18 protein-coding genes are annotated in these 19,077 nt (G+C 62.5%); 11 read left to right on the top strand and 7 right to left on the bottom strand.

Going from position 1 to position 19,077, the window contains the following annotated elements; genetic code table 11:
- The first annotated feature begins 13 nt into the window (after window positions 1–13).
- Complete coding sequence (locus tag ABCW43_RS20125) at window positions 14–730, top strand: aspartate/glutamate racemase family protein (protein ID WP_345927697.1); 717 nt, start codon at window positions 14–16, stop codon at window positions 728–730.
- Between the two features lie 19 nt (window positions 731–749).
- Here the strand turns inward: ABCW43_RS20125 and ABCW43_RS20120 are convergent, their stop codons facing one another.
- The 6 genes from ABCW43_RS20120 to ABCW43_RS20095 form a co-directional block, all read right to left on the bottom strand.
- Complete coding sequence (locus tag ABCW43_RS20120) at window positions 750–1,652, bottom strand: MurR/RpiR family transcriptional regulator (RefSeq protein ID WP_345927695.1); 903 nt, start codon at window positions 1,650–1,652, stop codon at window positions 750–752.
- 140 nt (window positions 1,653–1,792) lie between these two features.
- A complete protein-coding gene (locus tag ABCW43_RS20115) occupies window positions 1,793–2,569 on the bottom strand; it encodes an ABC transporter ATP-binding protein (RefSeq protein WP_345928179.1) in 777 nt (258 codons plus the stop codon).
- A gap of 15 nt (window positions 2,570–2,584) precedes the next feature.
- A complete protein-coding gene (locus tag ABCW43_RS20110) occupies window positions 2,585–3,433 on the bottom strand; it encodes an ABC transporter ATP-binding protein (protein WP_345927693.1) in 849 nt (282 codons plus the stop codon).
- Window positions 3,426–4,364 (bottom strand): ABC transporter permease, encoded by a 939-nt coding sequence (locus ABCW43_RS20105; RefSeq protein ID WP_345927691.1) that lies wholly within the window; start codon window positions 4,362–4,364, stop codon window positions 3,426–3,428. The genes ABCW43_RS20110 and ABCW43_RS20105 overlap by 8 nt, the downstream gene beginning before the upstream one ends.
- Window positions 4,361–5,422 carry an ABC transporter permease gene (locus tag ABCW43_RS20100; RefSeq protein WP_445738982.1) on the bottom strand — a complete coding sequence of 354 codons (1,062 nt, stop codon included), beginning with the start codon at window positions 5,420–5,422 and terminating at the stop codon, window positions 4,361–4,363. The genes ABCW43_RS20105 and ABCW43_RS20100 overlap by 4 nt, the downstream gene beginning before the upstream one ends.
- Before the next feature lie 24 nt (window positions 5,423–5,446).
- The gene (locus tag ABCW43_RS20095; RefSeq protein ID WP_345927689.1) at window positions 5,447–7,042 is read right to left on the bottom strand and encodes an ABC transporter substrate-binding protein; all 1,596 of its coding nucleotides are present in this window, start codon (window positions 7,040–7,042) and stop codon (window positions 5,447–5,449) included.
- Between the two features lie 122 nt (window positions 7,043–7,164).
- On the opposite strand from ABCW43_RS20095, the gene ABCW43_RS20090 reads away from it, so the two are divergent.
- The 3 genes from ABCW43_RS20090 to ABCW43_RS20080 are packed head-to-tail and all read left to right on the top strand — an operon-like array spanning window position 7,165 to window position 9,950.
- Entirely contained in the window at window positions 7,165–7,875 is a 711-nt protein-coding gene (locus tag ABCW43_RS20090; protein WP_046633267.1) for a GntR family transcriptional regulator, read from the top strand.
- A gap of 1 nt (window position 7,876) precedes the next feature.
- Window positions 7,877–8,797 carry a dihydrodipicolinate synthase family protein gene (locus ABCW43_RS20085; RefSeq protein ID WP_345927687.1) on the top strand — a complete coding sequence of 307 codons (921 nt, stop codon included), beginning with the start codon at window positions 7,877–7,879 and terminating at the stop codon, window positions 8,795–8,797.
- 13 nt (window positions 8,798–8,810) lie between these two features.
- Complete coding sequence (locus ABCW43_RS20080) at window positions 8,811–9,950, top strand: mandelate racemase/muconate lactonizing enzyme family protein (RefSeq protein WP_345927685.1); 1,140 nt, start codon at window positions 8,811–8,813, stop codon at window positions 9,948–9,950.
- 83 nt (window positions 9,951–10,033) lie between these two features.
- On the opposite strand, the gene ABCW43_RS20075 is transcribed toward ABCW43_RS20080, so the two are convergent.
- Window positions 10,034–11,470, bottom strand: coding sequence for a DUF6880 family protein (locus ABCW43_RS20075; RefSeq protein WP_345927683.1), 1,437 nt, complete (start codon window positions 11,468–11,470; stop codon window positions 10,034–10,036).
- Window positions 11,471–11,678: 208 nt separating this feature from the next.
- Here ABCW43_RS20075 and ABCW43_RS20070 point away from each other — a divergent pair, with 208 nt between their 5' ends.
- The 7 genes from ABCW43_RS20070 to ABCW43_RS20040 are packed head-to-tail and all read left to right on the top strand — an operon-like array spanning window position 11,679 to window position 19,074.
- Window positions 11,679–12,650 (top strand): LysR family transcriptional regulator, encoded by a 972-nt coding sequence (locus ABCW43_RS20070; protein WP_345927681.1) that lies wholly within the window; start codon window positions 11,679–11,681, stop codon window positions 12,648–12,650.
- 26 nt (window positions 12,651–12,676) lie between these two features.
- Window positions 12,677–14,137, top strand: a complete 1,461-nt coding sequence (locus ABCW43_RS20065; RefSeq protein ID WP_345927679.1) for an NAD(P)-binding domain-containing protein — start codon at window positions 12,677–12,679, stop codon at window positions 14,135–14,137.
- Window positions 14,138–14,171: 34 nt separating this feature from the next.
- A complete protein-coding gene (locus ABCW43_RS20060) occupies window positions 14,172–15,089 on the top strand; it encodes an ABC transporter permease (RefSeq protein ID WP_345927677.1) in 918 nt (305 codons plus the stop codon).
- Between the two features lie 8 nt (window positions 15,090–15,097).
- Window positions 15,098–15,955: an ABC transporter permease gene (locus ABCW43_RS20055; RefSeq protein ID WP_345927675.1), complete on the top strand. Its 858-nt coding sequence runs from the start codon at window positions 15,098–15,100 to the stop codon at window positions 15,953–15,955.
- Entirely contained in the window at window positions 15,952–17,142 is a 1,191-nt protein-coding gene (locus ABCW43_RS20050) for a M24 family metallopeptidase (RefSeq protein ID WP_345927673.1), read from the top strand. The genes ABCW43_RS20055 and ABCW43_RS20050 overlap by 4 nt, the downstream gene beginning before the upstream one ends.
- Window positions 17,143–17,149: 7 nt before the next feature.
- Window positions 17,150–18,160 (top strand): ABC transporter ATP-binding protein, encoded by a 1,011-nt coding sequence (locus tag ABCW43_RS20045; RefSeq protein ID WP_345927671.1) that lies wholly within the window; start codon window positions 17,150–17,152, stop codon window positions 18,158–18,160.
- Window positions 18,157–19,074: an ABC transporter ATP-binding protein gene (locus ABCW43_RS20040; RefSeq protein ID WP_345927669.1), complete on the top strand. Its 918-nt coding sequence runs from the start codon at window positions 18,157–18,159 to the stop codon at window positions 19,072–19,074. Before ABCW43_RS20045 ends, ABCW43_RS20040 begins: the two co-directional genes overlap by 4 nt.
- Window positions 19,075–19,077: the final 3 nt, after the last annotated feature.

Raw genomic sequence — 19,077 nt, 5'->3', positions numbered from 1 at the left:
AGTATCAAATACGATGCGCATTGCCGTCATCAATCCCAACACGACTGCGTCGATGACGCAGCGCATCACGGCTGCGGCGCGCGCCGTTGCCGGCCGTGACACCGAAATCATCGGCCGGCACCCGGGAACCGGTCCGGAAGCGATCGAAGGTCCCTTTGACGGTGCGTTATCGGTGCCTGGCCTCCTCAAGGAAATCGTTGCCGCCGAACGCGACGGCGCCGACGCCCATATCATCGCATGTTTCGACGATACCGGGCTGGATGCGGCAAGGGCGATCGCGACAAAACCCGTGATCGGCATCGGCGAAGCCTCGTTCCACGCCGTCAGCCTTGTGGCGCACAGCTTCTGCGTGGTGACGACCCTTTCCCGCTCGGCGCCGGTCATCGAGGACAATATCCACCGCTACGGTTTCGGTCATCGCTGCCGCCGGGTGTTTGCGACTGACATTCCGGTGCTCGAGCTGGAAAATCCGAAAAGCGGGGCGTTCGAGCGGATCTCGGATTTCATCCGCCAGGGGCTGGCCATGGGGGCCGAGGGCGTCTCGCTCGGCTGTGCCGGCATGGCGGAATTTGCGCTCGACCTACAGCGCATGCACGGCATTCCGGTGGTCGATGGCGTCTCGGCGGCCGTCGGTCTTGCCGAAACGCTCGTCAGGTGCGGGCTGACCACTTCCAAATCCGGCGTCTGGGCACCACCGACGCGTCTGCACGTGCTCGAGAAATTTTCCTGACCGGGGTCGTGCCTGGGGGCTATCGGCCGATATTGGTCTGAGGGGTCGATACGTCGTCGAGCAGCTTCACCAGCCTGTCGATCTTTTCGAACCGGGCAAGGCTTTCCTCCCCCATCGCCGTCGATACGCTCCAGGCGAGATAATTGATGATGGTGACGGCAGCGACGAAGGAGTTGAAGGGCGACGGCGATTGGCAGCGGCATCGCAGCACGTGGTTGGCGGCCTTGGCGCTCGCCGCGGCGCTGAGATCGGTGATCAGCACCGTTATCGCGCCCGCTGCGCGGGCCTCCTTGATGATCGTCGGCAACAGTCTGGGGCGCCGGCGGAATGCGATGACGAGCACCACGTCGCCCTTGGCGATGGAGGCGATCTCGTGCGAATAGCTTCCCCCGCCGACGGGGATCACCTGCACATCGCTCTTCATCAGCGTGAAATAATGAGCGGCCTGGAGCGCCAGGCCGTAACCGCTGCGAAGGCCCATGATCCACAGGCGGCGGGCGCCGACGATCGCCTGGCTTACCTCGTTCAACGTGGTTTCGGACAGGCTTTCGGCGGTGGTTCGAATATTGTCGAGGTCCATCTGGACCGTGCTGCTCAGCGAGACCTTGCCTGACGGCGCGCGATCGGGGTCTTCCAGGCCCGCCCGGGGCGATCCCCAGTGCTGGTCGGCGCGGATCTGCCGCTTGGCATCGGGATAGGTCGCATAACCGAGCGAGCGGATCAGCCGTGCCGCCGTCGCTTTCGACACCTGCGCCTTTTCCGCAAGCTCGCCCGCCGTGTAGCTCGGCAGGTCCATCTGGTATTGCAGCAGGATGTCGGCAAGCCGCTTTTCGGCGGGCGAGAGCGTGGAATAGATCGCGTAGATGCGTGCCTCGAGCGAGCGCGGCTGTTGCTGGGCTGTCGATTTGCGGGACGGACTCACGAGGCACCCTTCGTCTGCATGCGATGAAGCGGACGTTAGGCCAGCCTCAGGCGATTGCGCAAGCATGGCGATGTGCGGCACGGCAAGAGTCAGGAGAGGAACGGGATGTTTATCTCGATCCCTCCATCTGTCTCCTTTAGTCAGGGGGCTGTAACCCCAACCGGACGCTGGGAGGCGACATAGCCTCGGCTGCCATCCATCAGCACGCGGGTATAGGGATGCGCGACGGTGTCCGCGAGCAGCTGTGCCTTGGTCGCAACTTCCACGAAGCCTCCGTTCTGCATGATGGCGACCCGATCGCAGAGATGAGCGACGACCGCCAGGTCGTGGCTGACAAGGATATAGGTCAGCTTCTCCCGATCGCGCAGATCCTTGAGCAGGTTGAGGATTTCCGCCTGGATGGAGACGTCCAGAGCCGATGTGGGCTCGTCGAGCAGCAGGATCCGCGGTTCCAGTATGAGTGCCCGGGCAATCGCCACGCGTTGCCGCTGTCCGCCGGAAAGCTGGTGCGGGAAGCGATAGCGGAAATTGAGGGGTAGTCCGACATCCTTGAGCGCCTTTTCGACGCGCTCCTGCCGGTTGTCCTTGCCGTGGATTTCGAGAGGCTCCAGCAATGTCCGCCCAATCGTATGGCGGGGATGGATGGAGCCGAACGGATCCTGGAACACCATCTGTTGCTTGGCGAGCTGCGAAATCGAGCGTTTCTGGCCGATCGTCTCGTCATCTATGCGGATGGAGCCGGTCCATTGTCGGTTGCGGCCGGCGAGCGCTCCAAGGACCGTGGATTTACCGCAGCCGCTTTCGCCGACCAGTCCGAATGTCTCGCCCCTCGCAACCTCGAAAGACACATCGTTGACGACACGGAGAATGCTGTCGCCGTGGCCGTAGGAAACCGCAAGATGATCGACCTTGATCATGGTCATGGTCATGGTTCAGTTCTCCAACCAGGCCGGATCGCGGCGCAGGACTTCGAGCCGATCGCGCGGATGGTCGAGGCTCGGCAGCGCGTTCAACAGGCCGCGGGTATAGGGATGCTGCGCGTCGTCCAGATCGGCGGTCGCGATCGTTTCCACGACACGACCCGCATACATGATGATGACGCGGTCGCAGAAGCTGCGCACCAGATTGAGATCGTGGGAGATGAAGATCAGCCCCAGGTTCCGTTCCGTCACCAGATCGTCGAGGATCGAGAGAACCTGCTGGCGCACGGTCACGTCCAGCGCTGAGGTGGGCTCATCGGCGATGATCAGTGACGGCGAGGCGATCAGCATCATGGAAATCATGATGCGCTGCCCCATTCCGCCGGAAACCTCATGCGGATAAAGGCCGAAAACGCGCTGCGGATCGCGGATGTTGACGCGCTCCAGCATGGCGAGCGTCCGCTGCCGCGCTTCTTTTCGCGAGACACGCTCATGCAGGATGACTGTCTCCGCAATCTGCTCTCCGACGGTCATGACCGGATTGAGCGAATATTTCGGGTCCTGCAGGATCATCGAGATCCTCCGTCCGCGCACCGAAAGCATCTGCTCTTCGGGCACGGTCAGCAGGTTGATGTCTTCGAACTGCAGCCTGTCGGCCTTGACGACCGCCTGTGGCGGCTGCAGCCGCATGATCGCTCGCCCGACCGTGCTCTTGCCCGAGCCGGACTCGCCGATGATGCCGACTTTCTCGCGGCCGACACTGAAGGAGACGTTGCGCACGGCGGTGACGACGCCCGACAGCGTCGGGAATTCCACCGACATGTTCTGAACGGTCAGGATGTTTTCGGGTGGTTTAAGCATTGCGGGGATCCAGTATGTCGCGCAGGCCGTCGCCGAAGAGATTGAACGCCAGGCTGACGACCAGGATTGCAAGGCCCGGGATCGTCGTCAGCCACCACGCATCGAGAAGATACTTGCGTCCGGCGGCCGCCATCGCACCCCATTCGGCCATCGGCGGCTGGGCGCCGAGACCGAGGAAGCCGAGGCCGGCGGCGGTGAGGATGATGCTCGACATGTTGAGGGTCAGGCGGACGATGATGGACGGCGCACACAGCGGCACGATATGGCGAAGCAGAATGCGGCCCATGCGCGCTCCCTGCAGTTCTGCGGCAACGACGAAGTCGGCATTGCGGAAGGTCAGCGTTTCCGCCCGCGCCAGCCGGGCGATCGGCGGCCATATGGTCAGCGCGATGGCGATCACCGCATTTTCGATGCCGGGCCCGAGCGCTGCCGAGAACGCCAGCGCCAGGACGAGGCTGGGGAAGGAGAGGAAGATATCGGTGATGCGCATCAGCACGACATCGACCCAGCCGCCGAGATAACCGGCGCTGGCACCGATCACGAAGCCGATCGGAGCGACGATGACGGTCACCAGGATGCTGATGTAGAGCGTTGTGCGCGCTCCGTAGACGATGCGGGTGTAAACGTCGCGGCCGAACTCGTCGGTCCCGAACCAGTGGCTCGCCGAGGGCGCCTTGAGTGCCATCGTCAAGTCCTGGCCGTAGGGGTCGTAAACCGTCAGCACGGGCGCCAGGGCGGCAATGATGACGAGGGTTACGACCACGGCGAAGCCTGCAAACGCCAGCGGGTTTGCGAGCAGGCTGAGCCAGGCCACATAGGCCTTATGCAGCCTCGCCTGTCTCGTGGAGGTGAAGTCCTCGTTGATGAGCCAGTTGTGAAGGTCGGTGAAGTAACCGGATTTAGTCATGGCGGTACCGGGATCCTGGGTCATCGGGTTCGGGGATCGATGAAGCGGTAGACAATATCCGACAGGAGGTTGATCGCGATCGAGATGATGCCGATCAGCAGGACGCTGCCGAGAACCGCGTTCATGTCTGCGAAGAACAAGGCGGAGGTGAGATACTGGCCGAGGCCCGGCCAGGAGAATACCGTTTCGATGAGCACGGTGCCGTCAAGGAGGCCGCAATAGGCGAGTGCCACGACCGTGAGCAGCTGAACCCTTATGTTGCGGAAGGCGTGGCGCCAGATGATCGGCCGCGTGCCGAGGCCTTTCGCGCGGGCTGTCAGGATATATTCCTGCCTGAGCTGCTCGAGCATGAAGCTGCGGCTCATGCGACTGAGATAGGCCATGGCCGCATAACCGAGGATGAGCGCGGGCGCGATGACGTGGTGGAGCGCGCTCCAGAAGACGTCCCATTCTCCGGCAAGAAGCGAGTCGATGATCAGCGAGTTCGTCGGTCCTTCGACAAGCCCCTCGTTGTAGATGTCGATGCGGCCACCGGCGGGAATGGCGCCGAGATTGGCGTAGAAGATCAGGATTACAGTCGTGCCGATCCAGAAGATCGGCGTGGAATGTCCGAGCAGCCCGACGATACGGGCGAGATGATCGACCCAGGTCCCTTTCCGCACGGCCGACAGGATGCCGAGGGGAACGCCAAACCCTGCGCCGATGATCGTCGCGAGCGTGGCGAGCTCCAGTGTCGCGGGGAATACCCGCGCGAGATCGCTCGCCACCTGGTTCTTGGTGACGTGCGACTGGCCGAAGTCCAGGCGCGCGATATCGGCAAGATAGGACCCGAACTGCACATAGATGGGCCTGTCCAAACCCATCTCCTTGTAGACGCGATCATAGGTCGACTGATCCGCCTGATCGCCGACCACGGCGATAACCGGGTCCGCCGGGATCATCCGGCCCACGACGAAGGTGATGATCAGAAGGCCAAGCAACGTCGTCGCGATCACCGCGAGGGACGTGGCAAGTTTACGCCCGGCGGACAGCAGCTTCCTGCTGCCCGCGCGTCGCGTTTCGATGGTCTGTGAGATGCTCAATTGCGCAGTTCCTAGAAGAGGCGATCAATTGCCCTTGTTGACCGTGTCCCAGCGGGTCAGCCAGGTCGAATGGCCGATATAGCCCTTCACTTCGTTGCGAACCGCCTTGGCGTCGGTGCGCAGGAACGAGGTGACCAGGGCCGGCGACGAAGCAAGATAGGCCTCGTTGATCTTGGTATAGAGCCCGACGCGCTTCGACTGGTCGGTCTCGTGCGCGGCGGCGGTGACCATCTGCTGGATGTCCTTGGGAACATCCCAGGCCGTCCGCCAGGCATTCAGGCCGACGAGCTTGGCCTCGTCGGTATTGTTGGCGTTCGTCGCATAGGATTGCAGAACCGCATGCGGGTCGGGCAAACGGTCGCCCGAGCGGGCCGAAAAGATCTCGAACTGACGGTTGCGGAACTTGCCGATATGATCGCCGCCCTGCAGGTCGAGCTTGATGCCGGCCTTGGCGGCATTGGCCTGAAGCGACTGGGCGACTTCGTATTCGGGTGTCACCGGCGTTGCGTAATAGACCTTGGAGAAGCCGTTCGGATAACCGGCCTCAGTGAGAAGCTGCTTGGCCTTTTCGATATCGAGCTTGTACGGGTTCTTGTCGATCGCGCCCGGCAGGCCGGCCGGCACGATCGTCTGCTGCTTGATGCCGTAATATTTCATGACGGTGCCCGCGAGGCCGTCATAATCGATCAGGTAGCGGAACGCCTCGCGAACCTTCGGTTTCGACAGAATTTCATCCTTCTGGTTCAGGGCCAGATAGTAGAAGCCGAAGCCGGGGGTCTTCTGGATCGTCACCTTGCCGCCCGTTTCGAGCGCGCCGAGGTCCGTGGACGAAAGCCGCGTCGCCACATCGGCGTCGCCGGCATCGATCTGCAGGCGCTGGGCGGACGATTCAGGGATGTGGCGCAGCAAAACGCGGCGCATCTTGGGTTCGCCCTGCCAGTAGTCCTTGAACGCATCGGCGATGATCAGTTCGTTGACGCGCCACGTCCGCAGCGTATAGGGCCCGGAGCCCGCGTCGGCGGTCTGCAGGAATTCCCTCCCCATATCGCCGCCCTTGTCCTTGTCGGCGAGGAACTTGCTGTCGAGGATCGAGGTGGAGAAACTCGCGAGCGAATAGAGGATGAGGTTTGAATTCCAGACCTCCGGGGTTTCGACAACGACGGTCGAACCGTCCGTCGCACGAATGAGCTTCTCGACGTTGTCAGCCGTAAAGCCCCACTGGCGCAGGTCCGTCGAGGGCGCGAGCCCGAGCTTCACGAGCCGGCGCAGCGACCATTCGACATCCTTTGCGGTCAACGGGTTGCCGGAGTGGAATTTGACGCCCGAGCGGACCTTGAACGTGAAGGTCTTGCCATCCGGCGAGATGGTCCAGCTCTCGGCGAGGCCCGGCTGCGGCTTGGAAATGTTGTCGGCCGGCAGGACGACCAGCCGCTCGTAGAGATTGGCGACAATCTCGGCGGCTTCCAGCTGATTGATCTCGTTGGGGTCAAGCCCGCGCAGGGACGAGGTGTCCATGGCGATGACCAGCTGATCCTTCGGCGTTGCCGCCAGAGCGAGATCTGGCGCGGCCAATGACAGGGCAGCAATGCTGGAAAGCAGAATGACGTGACGTCTAAGCATAAAAAATCCTCCTCCGGGCTCCTCAAATCGCATCGACGACAGATTTTCGTATCGACATAGATCTGAAGTCTGGTATATCAGATCCCACACTCTCACTCCCTCGTCAACGGATTTCGCGAAAAATGATTCCTGAGCCAACTGGAAGCCCACGGTCCGAAGCGTTTGCGAAGATCGATCCGAAATTTCAGATGACGGTGCGCGATCACGTCCACCGCACCCTGCGGGCAGCCATCCTCGCAGGACGGTTCGCGACAGGGGAGAAGGTCAACGAGCGCAGCCTCGCCGAGCAATTCGGGGTCAGCACGACGCCGATCAAGGAGGCCCTGCGCCAGCTTGAGACGGAAGGTCTGGTCGAGGCTCTGCCCCGGCGCGGGGTGATCATTCGGTTCGATATGGGCTGGGCGGAGGAGATGATTCTCGCCCGCGCGGCGCTCGAATCGATGATCGCGCACCTGGCCGCAAAGCGCATCGGCAAGCCGGCCGGCGTCGAGTTGACGGCAATCGCCGATCTGATGGCCAAGGCGACGTCGTCCGCAGATGCGGACAGCCTGATTTCCCTCAACGAGCAATTCCACGAACACATTCACCGCAGCTCCCGCTGCGGTTACCTGGCGAAATTGATTGAACGGCAGCAATTCTACGACGCCAGCATTCGCCGCGTCATCCACATGGATCCCGCCGAACGTCAGAAAGCGCTCGAGGAGCACACCGCCATCGCCAAGGCCATCGTCACGGGCGATGCGGATCTCGCCGAGCGGCAGATGCGCAACCACGTCGTCCGCTCCGGTGAAACCTATCTGAACATCGTTTTCGGCAACAAAAAGGATATCTGACGTGAATGACAGGCTGCAGACTGTAAGAAAGGCGCTGACCGGCATTTCGGGTGTCCCGGTGACGCCTTACCGGCAAGACGGGACTGTCGACGTCGAAAAGCTCGGCGCGCTGATCAAGCGCCTGGCGGTCGCCAAGGTGCACAACCTGATGGCGGCCGGCAATACGGGCGAGTTCTTCACGCTCACCATGGACGAAGTCCGCGTCGTGCATGCCGCCACGATCAAGGCCGCCGACGGCAAATCGCTGGTGAGCGCTGCCGTCGGTCGCTCGCTTTCCGAAGCAAAGGCGCTTGCGAAGGACGCGATTGCCGAAGGTGCGGATGCGATCATGGGCCACCATCCGATGGACCCGTTCGCCGGGCCGTCCTACCAGGCCGGCTATTTCCTGGAACTGGCGGATTTCTGCACCGTACCGGTCATCGCCTATGTGCGCAGCGACGGCTTCTCGGTCGAGGATTTCAGAAAACTCGCCCTGCATCCGAACATTGCCGGCATCAAGTTCGCCTCGTCGAACCTGATGCTGCTCGCCGAAGTCATTCGAGCCACCCATGACGCTCCGGCGATCTGGGTCTGTGGTCTCGCCGAAGGCTGGGCGCCGGCATTCTACGCCATGGGCGCCAAGGGCTTCACCTCGGGTCTGGTCAACGTATTCCCCGAACGCTCGCACGCGATCCATCGTGCGCTGGAGGCCGCCAACTATGCGGCGGCGCGCCAACTGATCGACGGCATTGCCGGTTTCGAAATGCTGCGCACGAAATACAATAACGGCGCCAACGTGACGGTTGTGAAGGAAGCGCTCGGCATGCTCGGCACCGATGTCGGCCCGGTGCGCGTTCCGGGCGTCGTCGCCCTCAACGACGATGAGCGGCGGATTCTGCACGGCATCGTCGATCGCGTCAAAACCGAAATGTTTGCCGCCTGAGGAGGAAATCAGAGTGTATATTACCGGAATAAAAACATACATGCAGCGCGTCGACGAGCGTCCTCGCCTGCTGCTCAAGATCGAGACCAGCGAAGGCATTTCCGGCTGGGGCGAATGCTACAACCACGGCCCCGACTTGGCGCTTCCTCCGCTTCTCGATTACCTTTTCCATCAGATCGAGGGCGAAGACCCGCGCCGCGTGGAATTCCTCGTTCTGAAGCTCAACCAACAGTGCCGGTTCCCTCCCGGAGCGCTCGGCCTTGCCGCGATTTCTGCAATCGATCACGCATTGTGGGATATCGCTGGCAAGGCTGCGGGCCTGCCGGTCTACATGCTGCTCGGCGGCAATGTGCGTGACCGCGTCCGCGTCTATTGCGGCGTCTATACCGCACCCGATCCGCAATACGCGCTCGATCAGACGCTCAAGCTCAATGCAGACTACGGCTATACCGCGTTCAAGCTGAGCCCCTATCGCCGCGATCTTCACAACAGCCGCTGGGGCGAACTGGTGAAGGAAACGGGCGACTATTTCGGCAAGATCCGCGAGATCACCCCTTCGCATTTCGAATTCGCCTTCGATTCCCACGCGAAGATCTACGAACCCTACCAGGCCGTCCAATTGGCGGCCGCGATCGCACCTTATGATCCGCTTTTTTACGAAGAACCGATACGGCCGGAACATATTCCCGCATGGGCGGAGCTGAAGTCGAAAGTAACGGTGCCGCTGGCAACCGGCGAATCTCTCTACAACCGCTTCGAGTTCCTGTCGCTGATGACCGCCCGCGGCGCCGATATCATCCAGCCGGATATCTGCGTCGTCGGCGGGGTCACCGAAATGCGCCGCATCGCGGCCATCGCCGAGGCGCATTACGTGACGATTGCGCCGCATAATCCGATGGGCCCGCTGGCGACCGCCGTGAACATCCATTTTTGCGCCGCCCAGCCGAACTTCAAGATCCTGGAGTTCAAACCGCATGTGCATGCGCCCTGGGCGCTCGACCCCTATATGCCGGTGGACGGATATATGAACCTGCGTCCGGATCGCCCGGGCTGGGGTCTCGAGATCGACGAAAAGGCGCTGGCCACCGACGATTACATTCACTGGGAGCGGAAGGTCACCCGCAAGCCGGACGGCTCGACCGCCTATCCGTAAAGCCAGGCCTGCCGGTATGGTACATCGCATTCCCGGCCGGTGAGCAGGAAACTTCCTGACCGGCCGGGCGCCTGCGGCGTGAGTTAAGGCACCAGGCTCCAGAAACCATGCTTTTTACCGTGCCGGGACGTCAGTCCCGCCACATAGGCATCATGGGAACCGACGCTTGCGAAGTCTTCGACGTGAGGGGCAAGCGATGCACATCTGACAAGATGCCGCACCGCGTGCTTATAGCGGCTGGATCGTGTGTTCTCGAGCGTGAAATCGATCATCGAGCACAGAATGATCGTTGCCGCGAGCGGGTGTTTCTCGGCCAGCGCTTCCGCCGCCGGCGTCATCAGTTCGTAGAGATTTCCATCGAGTTCTCTCGTTCGTTTCAGCACGAGTTTGGCCGCCTCGGCCATCGCTGGCCAGCGGAGGAAAAAAGCAAGCGCTCGATGGACCTCTGGAAACGCCTGGGCATAAGCGAATGCCTTGTCCTCGGCCTCCATGTCATCGAAGTCCGGTAGCAGGCGGATAAAGGCGTGCAGGTGCACGTCGTTCAGCGACTGCTCGAACCATTTCCATCGATCCGCCTGGGCTTCGTCCGCGCGCCCCAGGGCCTCAAGCACTTCGACGCGGGCGAGTTGCCACTCGATCGGCACGCCGGGGCGGCCTTGGGTATCGACCGCGTCCAGCGTTTCGAGTGCCTCGGCGGAGCGCCCTGAGGACAGGAACCGGCGCGCAATGTCCGTCGCCACCAGGGGCATCTTGCGGCTCTTTTCTGGCTGCTGGGCGATATACGCATCCACGTCGCCCTGGGCATCGGCGATCTCCTGCAGGGCGATGCGCACCGTCAGTTCCCGATGGCTTCCATAGACCTGGTCTTCGTAGATCGGTCCCTGGCTACCCCAGCCGATGACCCGACGGTCGCCTTGGGCGACCTTGTCCTCGGGCTCCTTCGACCATTGCACGAACAGGGCCTTGAGTTGTTCAAGACCGTCCTTGCCGAGCGCCGGCGCCATAGCCGCAATCAGCGGATCATACTGGCCATAATCGTTGTTCTGCACCGCTGCGAAGATCTTGTCGGCAAGCGCGTGCCTCTCGACACCTGGCGACGTGGCGATCCCGCCTGCATCCACGCATGCATGGTGGAAGCTTTCGATGATGGAGCCGCTGCCGTCGTCGGACCTTTGAAAGATGGGATCGGCCAGCGCCAGGAATTGCCAGACAAGCTCCAGGGCCTCCTTGGGATCGTCGGGGGCAACGACATCGACGATCGTCTTCCTCTGCGTTTCGAGGTCCGCCGTAACCGCCTTCACCTTGCGCCAGTTTATGACGGTTCGCGAACGGGCAATGCTCGCCAGCCGCTTGCGCACTTCGCGCGCGATCTCGGCGCTGCTGTGATTGCCGGCAAGCTCCATGCGAAGCCGTCGCTTGTTTGCGGCGCTGCCGGTGCTGATCTCGATGAGCAGTTCGGCGAGACGCGGCGCGCCGAGCGCTTCCAGATTTTTCGCGTTGAGTGTCGTCTTGGCTGCCATGGACTTCCACTGTCGTTCACATCGGACATTAGCCTTGCGGCCGGATGGTGCAAGGCCCGGGAGATTATTCGCGGCGTGCCACCTCCAGCGGATCAAACTTTCCAAAAGATTACGAATTAGGCAAAAATTTTGTTTGCTTAAAAAGACAACCATGCAATATTTGAATTGATACAGATCAATGCTGCATTTTACACATTATGGGTCGGCAATGGAAATCAAGCAGCTCGAAGTGTTCCTCGCAGTCATGTCGGCAGGCAGCATTACCGCCGCGGCCCGCTTGCTCGACCGCTCGCAGTCGCAGGTGACGCGGCTCATTCAGGAACTCGAATCCTCCGTCGGCTTTGCGCTTTTTGACCGCAATGGTCCCCGGATCACGCCGACATCTCGGGCGATCGCCTTTCATTCGGATGCCGAACGTTTCCTGACCGGCATCGGCCAGCTCAAGGAACGCGCTAGGAATATTCTTTCGGAAGAGCCGGCGCCGATCGAGATTGCCGCGATCCCCGCATTTGCCAGCGGTCTGGTGCCGCTGGCGCTTGCGGAAATGCCCTTTCACCTTACTCCGCGCAACGTGCACCTGCGCAGCATTTCCGCCGAGGCGGCCGTCCAGTCGGTGCTTGCCCGGACCGCGGATTTCTGCGTCGCGTCGCTGCCGGTCGAACATCCGGGCCTGGACGTGCACGGTCTGTTTCAGGCGCCTTGCGTTGCCGCGGTGGCGGCGGATGATCCTCTGGTGGGCAAGGACGTCATCGCGGTGCGCGACCTGGCCGATCGTTGCCTCATTACCATGGCCAATCCCTTCCGGCTGCGACGCCGCGTCAATCAGGCGCTTGAGGCAGCCGATATCCGGCCTTCGCGCGTCGTCGATACCAATGCAGCGCTCAATGCGCTGCAGCTCGCCTCAACCGGTTTCGGCGTGGCCATCGTGGAGCCCGCGACTGCCTATGGCCTGCAGCTCAGGAATATCGAGATCCGCCCGCTCGATGTCGACATCCCGTTTCTGTGGGGCATTTTCTCGGCCGCTTCCAAGCCTCTTTCGGAAGGTGTTCTGGAGCTCATCCAGTTGATCATCAGGATGTCGGCTGCCCGCATACCGGGCTTCGTGGCGCATGATCCCGGCCATATCGAACGCGTGGCGGATGCGACTTTCGGCGCCGGCGCGAACGCACAGGAGCAGTGATTTTGAAGGCGCAGGACGCACAGCGGATGAAAGGCCTGGAAGCGCTTGAACAGCGGCTTGCCGAGGACCTGTCGTTTCTCGAACTCCCTCCCAAGGAGTGGGTGCCGGCGACCGAATATGATGGTGTCGAAGTTTTCGATACCGTCGTAATCGGCGCCGGCATGTGCGGCCTGGTCGCGACCGCCTCGCTGAAAATGCTCGGTATCCATAACGTTGTCTGCCTCGACCGCTCCCCCGCAGGGCAGGAGGGGCCTTGGGTGACGTTTGCGCGCATGGAAACGCTGCGCTCTCCCAAACAGCTGCCGGGGCCGGCGCTGGGCCTGCCGGCGCTGACATTCAGGGCATGGTATGTTTCGCAGTTCGGCGCGCAGGCGTGGGACGCGCTCGGCAAGATCCCCAAATCGCAGTGGATGGACTACCTGATCTGGTACCGCCGCGTGCTTCAACTGCCGGTCCGCAACCTCGTCACCGTCACCGAGATGATCCCGGTCACGCAGGACCTGATTGCTCTCGACGTTTCGGATGCGCAAAGCGGCAGGCAGGAACGGCTTTATGCCCGGCACGTGGTTCTGGCGACCGGCCGCGACGGCCTCGGCGGCGGTTATGTGCCGGAATTCGTCGAGCGGGTGCGGCCGAAATTCTGGGCCCATTCCGCCGACGAGATCGATTTCTCGGTCCTGAAGGGCAAGCGCGTCGCGGTCGTCGGGGCAGGGGCCTCCGCCATGGACAATGCCGCCACCGCGCTCGAAGCCGGTGCCGGCCAGGTCGATATGATCATCCGGCGCAAGGAGTTGCCGCGCATCAACAAGTTCACCGGCATCGCAAGCCAGGGCGTCGTCCAGGGTTTTGCCGGCCTCAGCGATGCGTGGAAATGGAAATTTCTCGACTATGTGCTCGACGCCCAGACGCCACCGCCGCGCGATTCCACCCTGCGGGTGTCGCAACATCAAAACAGCCGGTTTTTCCTCGGCACGGCGGTGACCGGCCTGCTGGAAAGCGGCGACCATATCGTCGTCGAAACCAACCGCGGCGAATTCGACTATGATTTCGCGATCTTCGCCACCGGCTTCCGGGTCGATCTCGATCGCCGCCCCGAACTCAAGTATTTCGCGCCTCATATCCAGTTCTGGAGCGACGTCTTTTCGCCAGAGAAGGGCGCCGAAAATGGTGAGCTCTCCACGTCTCCCTATCTCGGCCCCGATTTCGAGTTTCTCGAAAAGGTCCCCGGCAGCTGCCCGTCACTGCGTCTCGTCCATTGCTTCAACTATCCTGCCTCGCTCAGCCACGGCAAGTTGTCGGGCGATATACCGGCGGTCAGCGACGGCGGGCGTCGGCTTGCACGCGGCATTGCCCGCAATCTCTTCGTCGCCGACCGCGAAACCCATTTCGCCAACCTCGTCGCCTTTGAAACCCCCGAGTTGCTCGGCGACGAGTGGACAGATTCCGCCGCGATGATCCCGGCCATCCTCAAGGGAGCGGCCGAATGACGAGCGTCTTCCTCCATCGCGCGAGGTGCTGGCCGTGACCCGCTATCTTGTCGGCAAGCTGGCAGAATCGCTGCTCGCCCTATGGGGCGTGGTCACGATCGTTTTTTTCGTGAGCCGCGTTCTCGGCGACCCGGCCGTGCTTCTGCTGCCGGTCGGCGCAGGCCAGCAGGACCTCGACGCGCTTCGGGCTTCGCTTGGCCTCGATCGCCCGATCCTCGAACAATACGTGATCTCGGTTCTGGCCATGGTCCGAGGTGATTTCGGCATTTCCTTCCAGCACCAGCGCCCTGCCATGGACGTCGTTCTTGAGCGTATGCCGGTGACCGCCACGCTCGCCGGCACCGCGCTTTTGTTCGGAACGCTGATCGGAGCGGTGGCCGGGGCCATCGCGGCGCTGAAACGCGGCACCATCTCGGAATTCATCGTCATGGTGGCGGCTCTCCTGGGGCAGGCGACACCGGTTTTCTGGCTGGGCATCATGCTCATCCTGGTATTTTCGGTCGATCTCGGCTGGTTCCCGACCGGGGGCTCCGGAACGATCGCGCATCTGGTGCTGCCGGGACTGACGCTGTCGGTCTTCGTGTCCGCGTCGATCGCCCGCCTCCTCCGTTCGTCGCTGCTCGACATTATGCGCGAGGACTACGTGCGGACCGCGCGCGCCAAGGGCCTGCTGCCGCGCACCGTGTTCTTCTGGCATATCGCGCGAAACGCGCTGATCCCGGTGATTACGATGATCGGCATCATCGCCGGCGAGCTTCTTGGCGGTTCGGTGGTCATCGAAACCGTGTTCGCCTGGCCGGGTGTCGGGCGCATCATCATGCAGGCGATCCAGGCCCAGGATTTCCCGGTCATCCAGGCCGGGGTCGCACTGGTCGCCGCCATCTTCATCGTCGTCAACCTCGCGGTCGATCTGCTTTACGGCGTGCTCGATCCGCGCATCCGTCGGCGATAGGTGCGATCATGAAAGCTTTCTTCCTCGCTCTTCTGAAAAGCCGCGCCGGACTGTTCGGTTTCCTGCTGGTGTCGGTCTTCGTGCTGGCCGCAATTCTCGCGCCCTATCTCAGCCTGCCGGTGCCGACGCGGTCCAACCTGCTTGCCCGCATGGTGGCGCCCACCTGGACGGGATTGTTTTCGCCCGGCGCCCATCCGCTCGGCACCGACGAGCTCGGCCGGGATATCCTGTCCCGCATCGTCCATGGCAGCCGGATCACCCTGGCGATTGCGGCCGCGGCCGTCGTTCTGGGGGGCATCGTCGGCACGCTGCTCGGCATTGTCGCCGGTTATTACCGCGGCATGGTCGATCGCGTCCTGATGCGCATCGTCGATATCCAGCTTGCCTTGCCGCTGATGCTTCTGGCCCTTCTGGTGGTTGCGGCACTCGGACCCTCGACCCGCAACCTCGTCATCGTGCTCGCCCTGACGAGCTGGCTCCGCTACGCCCGCATCATCCGTGGCCAGGTGCTTGCCCTTCGCGAACGCGAGTTCATCCTGTCGGCCCATGCGATCGGTGCGGGGACCTGGCGCATCATGCTCAAGCACCTGCTGCCGAACGTCATGACCCCGGCGCTGGTGATCGCGACGCTGGAACTTGCCCGCATCATCATCATGGATGCGGCGCTCTCGTTCCTCGGGCTCGGCGTGCAGCCGCCCAATCCGAGCTGGGGCCGCATGCTGGCCGACGGCCGCGTCTACATCTCGACCGCCTGGTGGATCGTCACCTTCCCCGGCATTGCCATTCTCCTGACTGTGCTCAGCGTCAACCTTCTGGGCGACTGGCTGCGCGATCACTTCGATCCGAAATTGAGGACCATGCGATGATTGAGCCTTCCCGTTCCACGTTACCGCCCCGCGTCGGACGCCTGAAGGCCGGCATGGCCAGGCAGGGCGTCGATGTCATCATCTCCTTCAAACCGGAAAACAGCTTCTATTTCACCGGCTTCAACCCGATCATCTATTCCCACCCGGTGATCGCCATCCTGACCCCGGATCATGACCCGATCATGCTCGTGCATGCGCTACGCGACGATCACGGCCGCGCCAGCGCCTGGGTGCCGGACATCCGCCTTTACGGTTCCTGGTCGACCAAGGTCACCATGGGTCCGAACTGGCAGGATGCTCTGGCCTCGATCCTCGGCGATCTTGGCGTGGCCGGCAAGACCGTCGGCCTCGAGGAGGAATTCATCTCGATCCAGCGGGCCGGCCAGTTGCGCAAGGCGCTGCCGGACGCGGCATTCGCCGATGTCAGCCATCTGATCGACCATTGCCGCCTGATCAAGGACCCGGACGAGATCGCCAATGCCCGCATCGCCGCGCGGGCGGCCGATCTTGGCATGGATACGGCGGTCGCAGCCCTTGCCGCCGGCGGCAACGAGCGGGAAGTCGCCATCGCCTCCATGCATGCGATGAACAGGCTGTGGACCGCCGAATATCCCGATGTCGAGGTCTGCGACTTCGGCTCGCTGGAAGGCGGGGTCCAGAACGGCATGGCGACCTGGGTGCTTTCGGGGCCGCGCATGTTCTACAATTGCGACAACCCCACCCAGCGCAAGCCTCAGCGCGGCGAGGCCGTCTCGGTGCTGATCTGGACGATCGCCAACGGCATCCACGCCGAAAACGAGCGCACCATCGCGATGGGCCCGCTGCCGGAAGTCAACAAGCGGGCGCTCGATGCCATTCTCGAAATCCGCGAAGAGGTCGATGCCCTGATCAGGCCCGGCACGCCCTACAAGGATCTGTTCGAAAAGACCCGCGAGGGACTGAAGGCGCGTGGTTATGGTGCCAATATTCCGGGCCGCATCGGCCACGGGATCGGGCTTGGCGCGCACGAGCATTCCTCGCTCGACGCGTCGTCTTCGCTGGTGCTCGAACCGGGCATGATCTTCACCTTCGAGCCCAATATCCGCGTTCCGGGCGTCTGCGCGACGCAGATCTCCGATACCGTTCTCGTCACCGAGACCGGCCGCGAGTATCTGACCCGCTCGGCCGGCGGCTATCTGGAGGTCTGAGCGTCCGATGGCACCCTTGCTCGAGGTCCGCAATCTTACCGTCGCGTTCGACACGCCTGATGGCACCGTGCATGCCGTCAACGACGTGTCCTACAGCCTGGAAGAGGGCGAGACGCTCGGCATCGTCGGCGAATCCGGGTCGGGCAAGAGTGTCCATGCCCTGTCGATGGTCGGGCTGATCGCGACACCGCCCGGCCGCATCGTCCGAGGCAAAGTCCTGTTCAACGGCCGCGACCTGCTGGCGCTGTCGCAACGCGAACTGTTCGAAGTGCGCGGCAAGGAGATCGGCTTTGTCTTCCAGGATCCGATGACCTCGCTCAATCCGGTCCTGACCATCGAGCGGCAGATTGCCGAGCCGCTGCGGCGGCATTTCGGCATGTCGGCAAGCCAGGCACGGACGCGCGTCGTCGAACTTCTCGAACTTGTCGGCATCCCCGATGCCGCCCGCCGCGCCAGACAATATCCGCACGAGTTTTCCGGCGGCATGCGCCAGCGCGTGATGATCGCGATCGGCATTTCGTGCAATCCCAAGCTTCTGATTGCCGACGAGGCGACCACCGCGCTCGACGTCACCGTCCAGGCGCAGATCCTCGATCTGGTCCGTGATCTCAAGAAGAAGATCGGCACCACCGTCATCTGGATCACCCATGACATGGGGGTCGTCGCCGGCCTCGCCGATACGGTTCAGGTCATGTATGGCGGCCGGATCATGGAGCGCGGCCCGGTCCGCGCCGTGTTCCACGATCCCCGCAACGCCTATACCTGGGGCCTTCTGAAGTCGCTGCCGCATGGCGGCCGTCGAGGCGTGACCCGGCTTTACCAGATCCCCGGCAATCCGCCGGACCTGACCAAGGAGCCGATCGGCGATCCTTTCGCGCCGCGCAATCCGTTCGCGACCGAGCGTTGCCGCATTGAGACGCCGCCGCTAGCCGAAGTCGAGGGCAGCGTTGCCGGCCACAAGGCGGCCGCCTGGTACGATCTTCGTGCCGAGCTTGCCGCAACGCAGGTGCAGCCATGAGCGAGAGCACTATGAAGCCGCTGGTTTCGGTCCAGAACCTCTGCAAGACCTATGGCGGCGAAAAGCGTTTGTTCGGCGGTTCGACGCCGGCCCTGAAGGCCGTCAACAATGTCAGCTTCGACATCGCCCCCGGCGAAACCCTCGGCCTTGTCGGAGAATCCGGCTCGGGCAAGAGCACGACCGGCCGTGTACTGCTGCAGCTCGAGGCGCCGACCAGCGGCGACATCCTCTACAAGGGCGAGAATATCACCGGCCTGAGCAAGCCGATGTTGAAGCCTTACCGTCGCGACATGCAGGTCATCTTCCAGGATCCCTATGCCTCGCTCAATCCGCGCATGACGGTGGGCGAATTTGTCGGTGAGCCGCTGGAGGTTCATAAACTGGGCGGTTCCCGCCGCGAGCGTGAGGATCGCGTCGCCTCGCTGTTTACCAAAGTCGGCCTCGATCCGTCCTTCATGAAGCGTTATCCGCACGAATTTTCCGGCGGCCAGCGCCAGCGCGTCAATATCGCGCGGGCCATCGCCCTCAATCCCGCCTTCATCGTCGCCGACGAGCCGATCACTGCACTTGACGTGTCGATCCAGGCGCAGATCGTCAACCTGTTCCAGGATCTGCAGGACGAATTGGGATTGACCTACCTGTTCATCGCCCACGACCTGTCGATGATCCGTTATCTCTGCCACCGGGTGGCGGTCATGCTGCGCGGGCGCATCGTCGAAATCGGTCCCTGCGACGCGATTTTCGAAAATCCGCAGCATGCCTATACGAAAGCGCTGCTTTCGGCGATCCCGGTTCCCGATCCGGATATTGAGCGCAACCGCCGTCCGCTCGTCTTCGACGTCGGCGCCAACCTGCCGCGCGAGGAAGCCGTTCTGCGGCCCGTCGGCGATCGTCATTTCGTGCTGGAGGCTTGAGAA

This window comes from Neorhizobium tunisiense (assembly GCF_039631515.1).
Taxonomy (GTDB): Bacteria; Pseudomonadota; Alphaproteobacteria; order Rhizobiales; family Rhizobiaceae; genus Neorhizobium.
This window is presented reverse-complemented; position numbering and strand designations above follow the sequence as displayed.

Bases quoted from the DNA above. Each gene is read 5' to 3' on its own strand.
- ABCW43_RS20125 (WP_345927697.1), top strand. From the start codon at position 14: ATGCGCATTGCCGTCATCAATCCCAACACGACTGCGTCGATGACGCAG.
- ABCW43_RS20115 (WP_345928179.1), bottom strand. From the start codon at position 2,569: ATGATCAAGGTCGATCATCTTGCGGTTTCCTACGGCCACGGCGACAGC.
- ABCW43_RS20110 (WP_345927693.1), bottom strand. From the start codon at position 3,433: ATGCTTAAACCACCCGAAAACATCCTGACCGTTCAGAACATGTCGGTG.
- ABCW43_RS20105 (WP_345927691.1), bottom strand. From the start codon at position 4,364: ATGACCCAGGATCCCGGTACCGCCATGACTAAATCCGGTTACTTCACC.
- ABCW43_RS20095 (WP_345927689.1), bottom strand. From the start codon at position 7,042: ATGCTTAGACGTCACGTCATTCTGCTTTCCAGCATTGCTGCCCTGTCA.
- ABCW43_RS20090 (WP_046633267.1), top strand. From the start codon at position 7,165: ATGATTCCTGAGCCAACTGGAAGCCCACGGTCCGAAGCGTTTGCGAAG.
- ABCW43_RS20075 (WP_345927683.1), bottom strand. From the start codon at position 11,470: ATGGCAGCCAAGACGACACTCAACGCGAAAAATCTGGAAGCGCTCGGC.
- ABCW43_RS20070 (WP_345927681.1), top strand. From the start codon at position 11,679: ATGGAAATCAAGCAGCTCGAAGTGTTCCTCGCAGTCATGTCGGCAGGC.
- ABCW43_RS20065 (WP_345927679.1), top strand. From the start codon at position 12,677: ATGAAAGGCCTGGAAGCGCTTGAACAGCGGCTTGCCGAGGACCTGTCG.
- ABCW43_RS20055 (WP_345927675.1), top strand. From the start codon at position 15,098: ATGAAAGCTTTCTTCCTCGCTCTTCTGAAAAGCCGCGCCGGACTGTTC.
- ABCW43_RS20050 (WP_345927673.1), top strand. From the start codon at position 15,952: ATGATTGAGCCTTCCCGTTCCACGTTACCGCCCCGCGTCGGACGCCTG.
- ABCW43_RS20045 (WP_345927671.1), top strand. From the start codon at position 17,150: ATGGCACCCTTGCTCGAGGTCCGCAATCTTACCGTCGCGTTCGACACG.
- ABCW43_RS20040 (WP_345927669.1), top strand. From the start codon at position 18,157: ATGAGCGAGAGCACTATGAAGCCGCTGGTTTCGGTCCAGAACCTCTGC.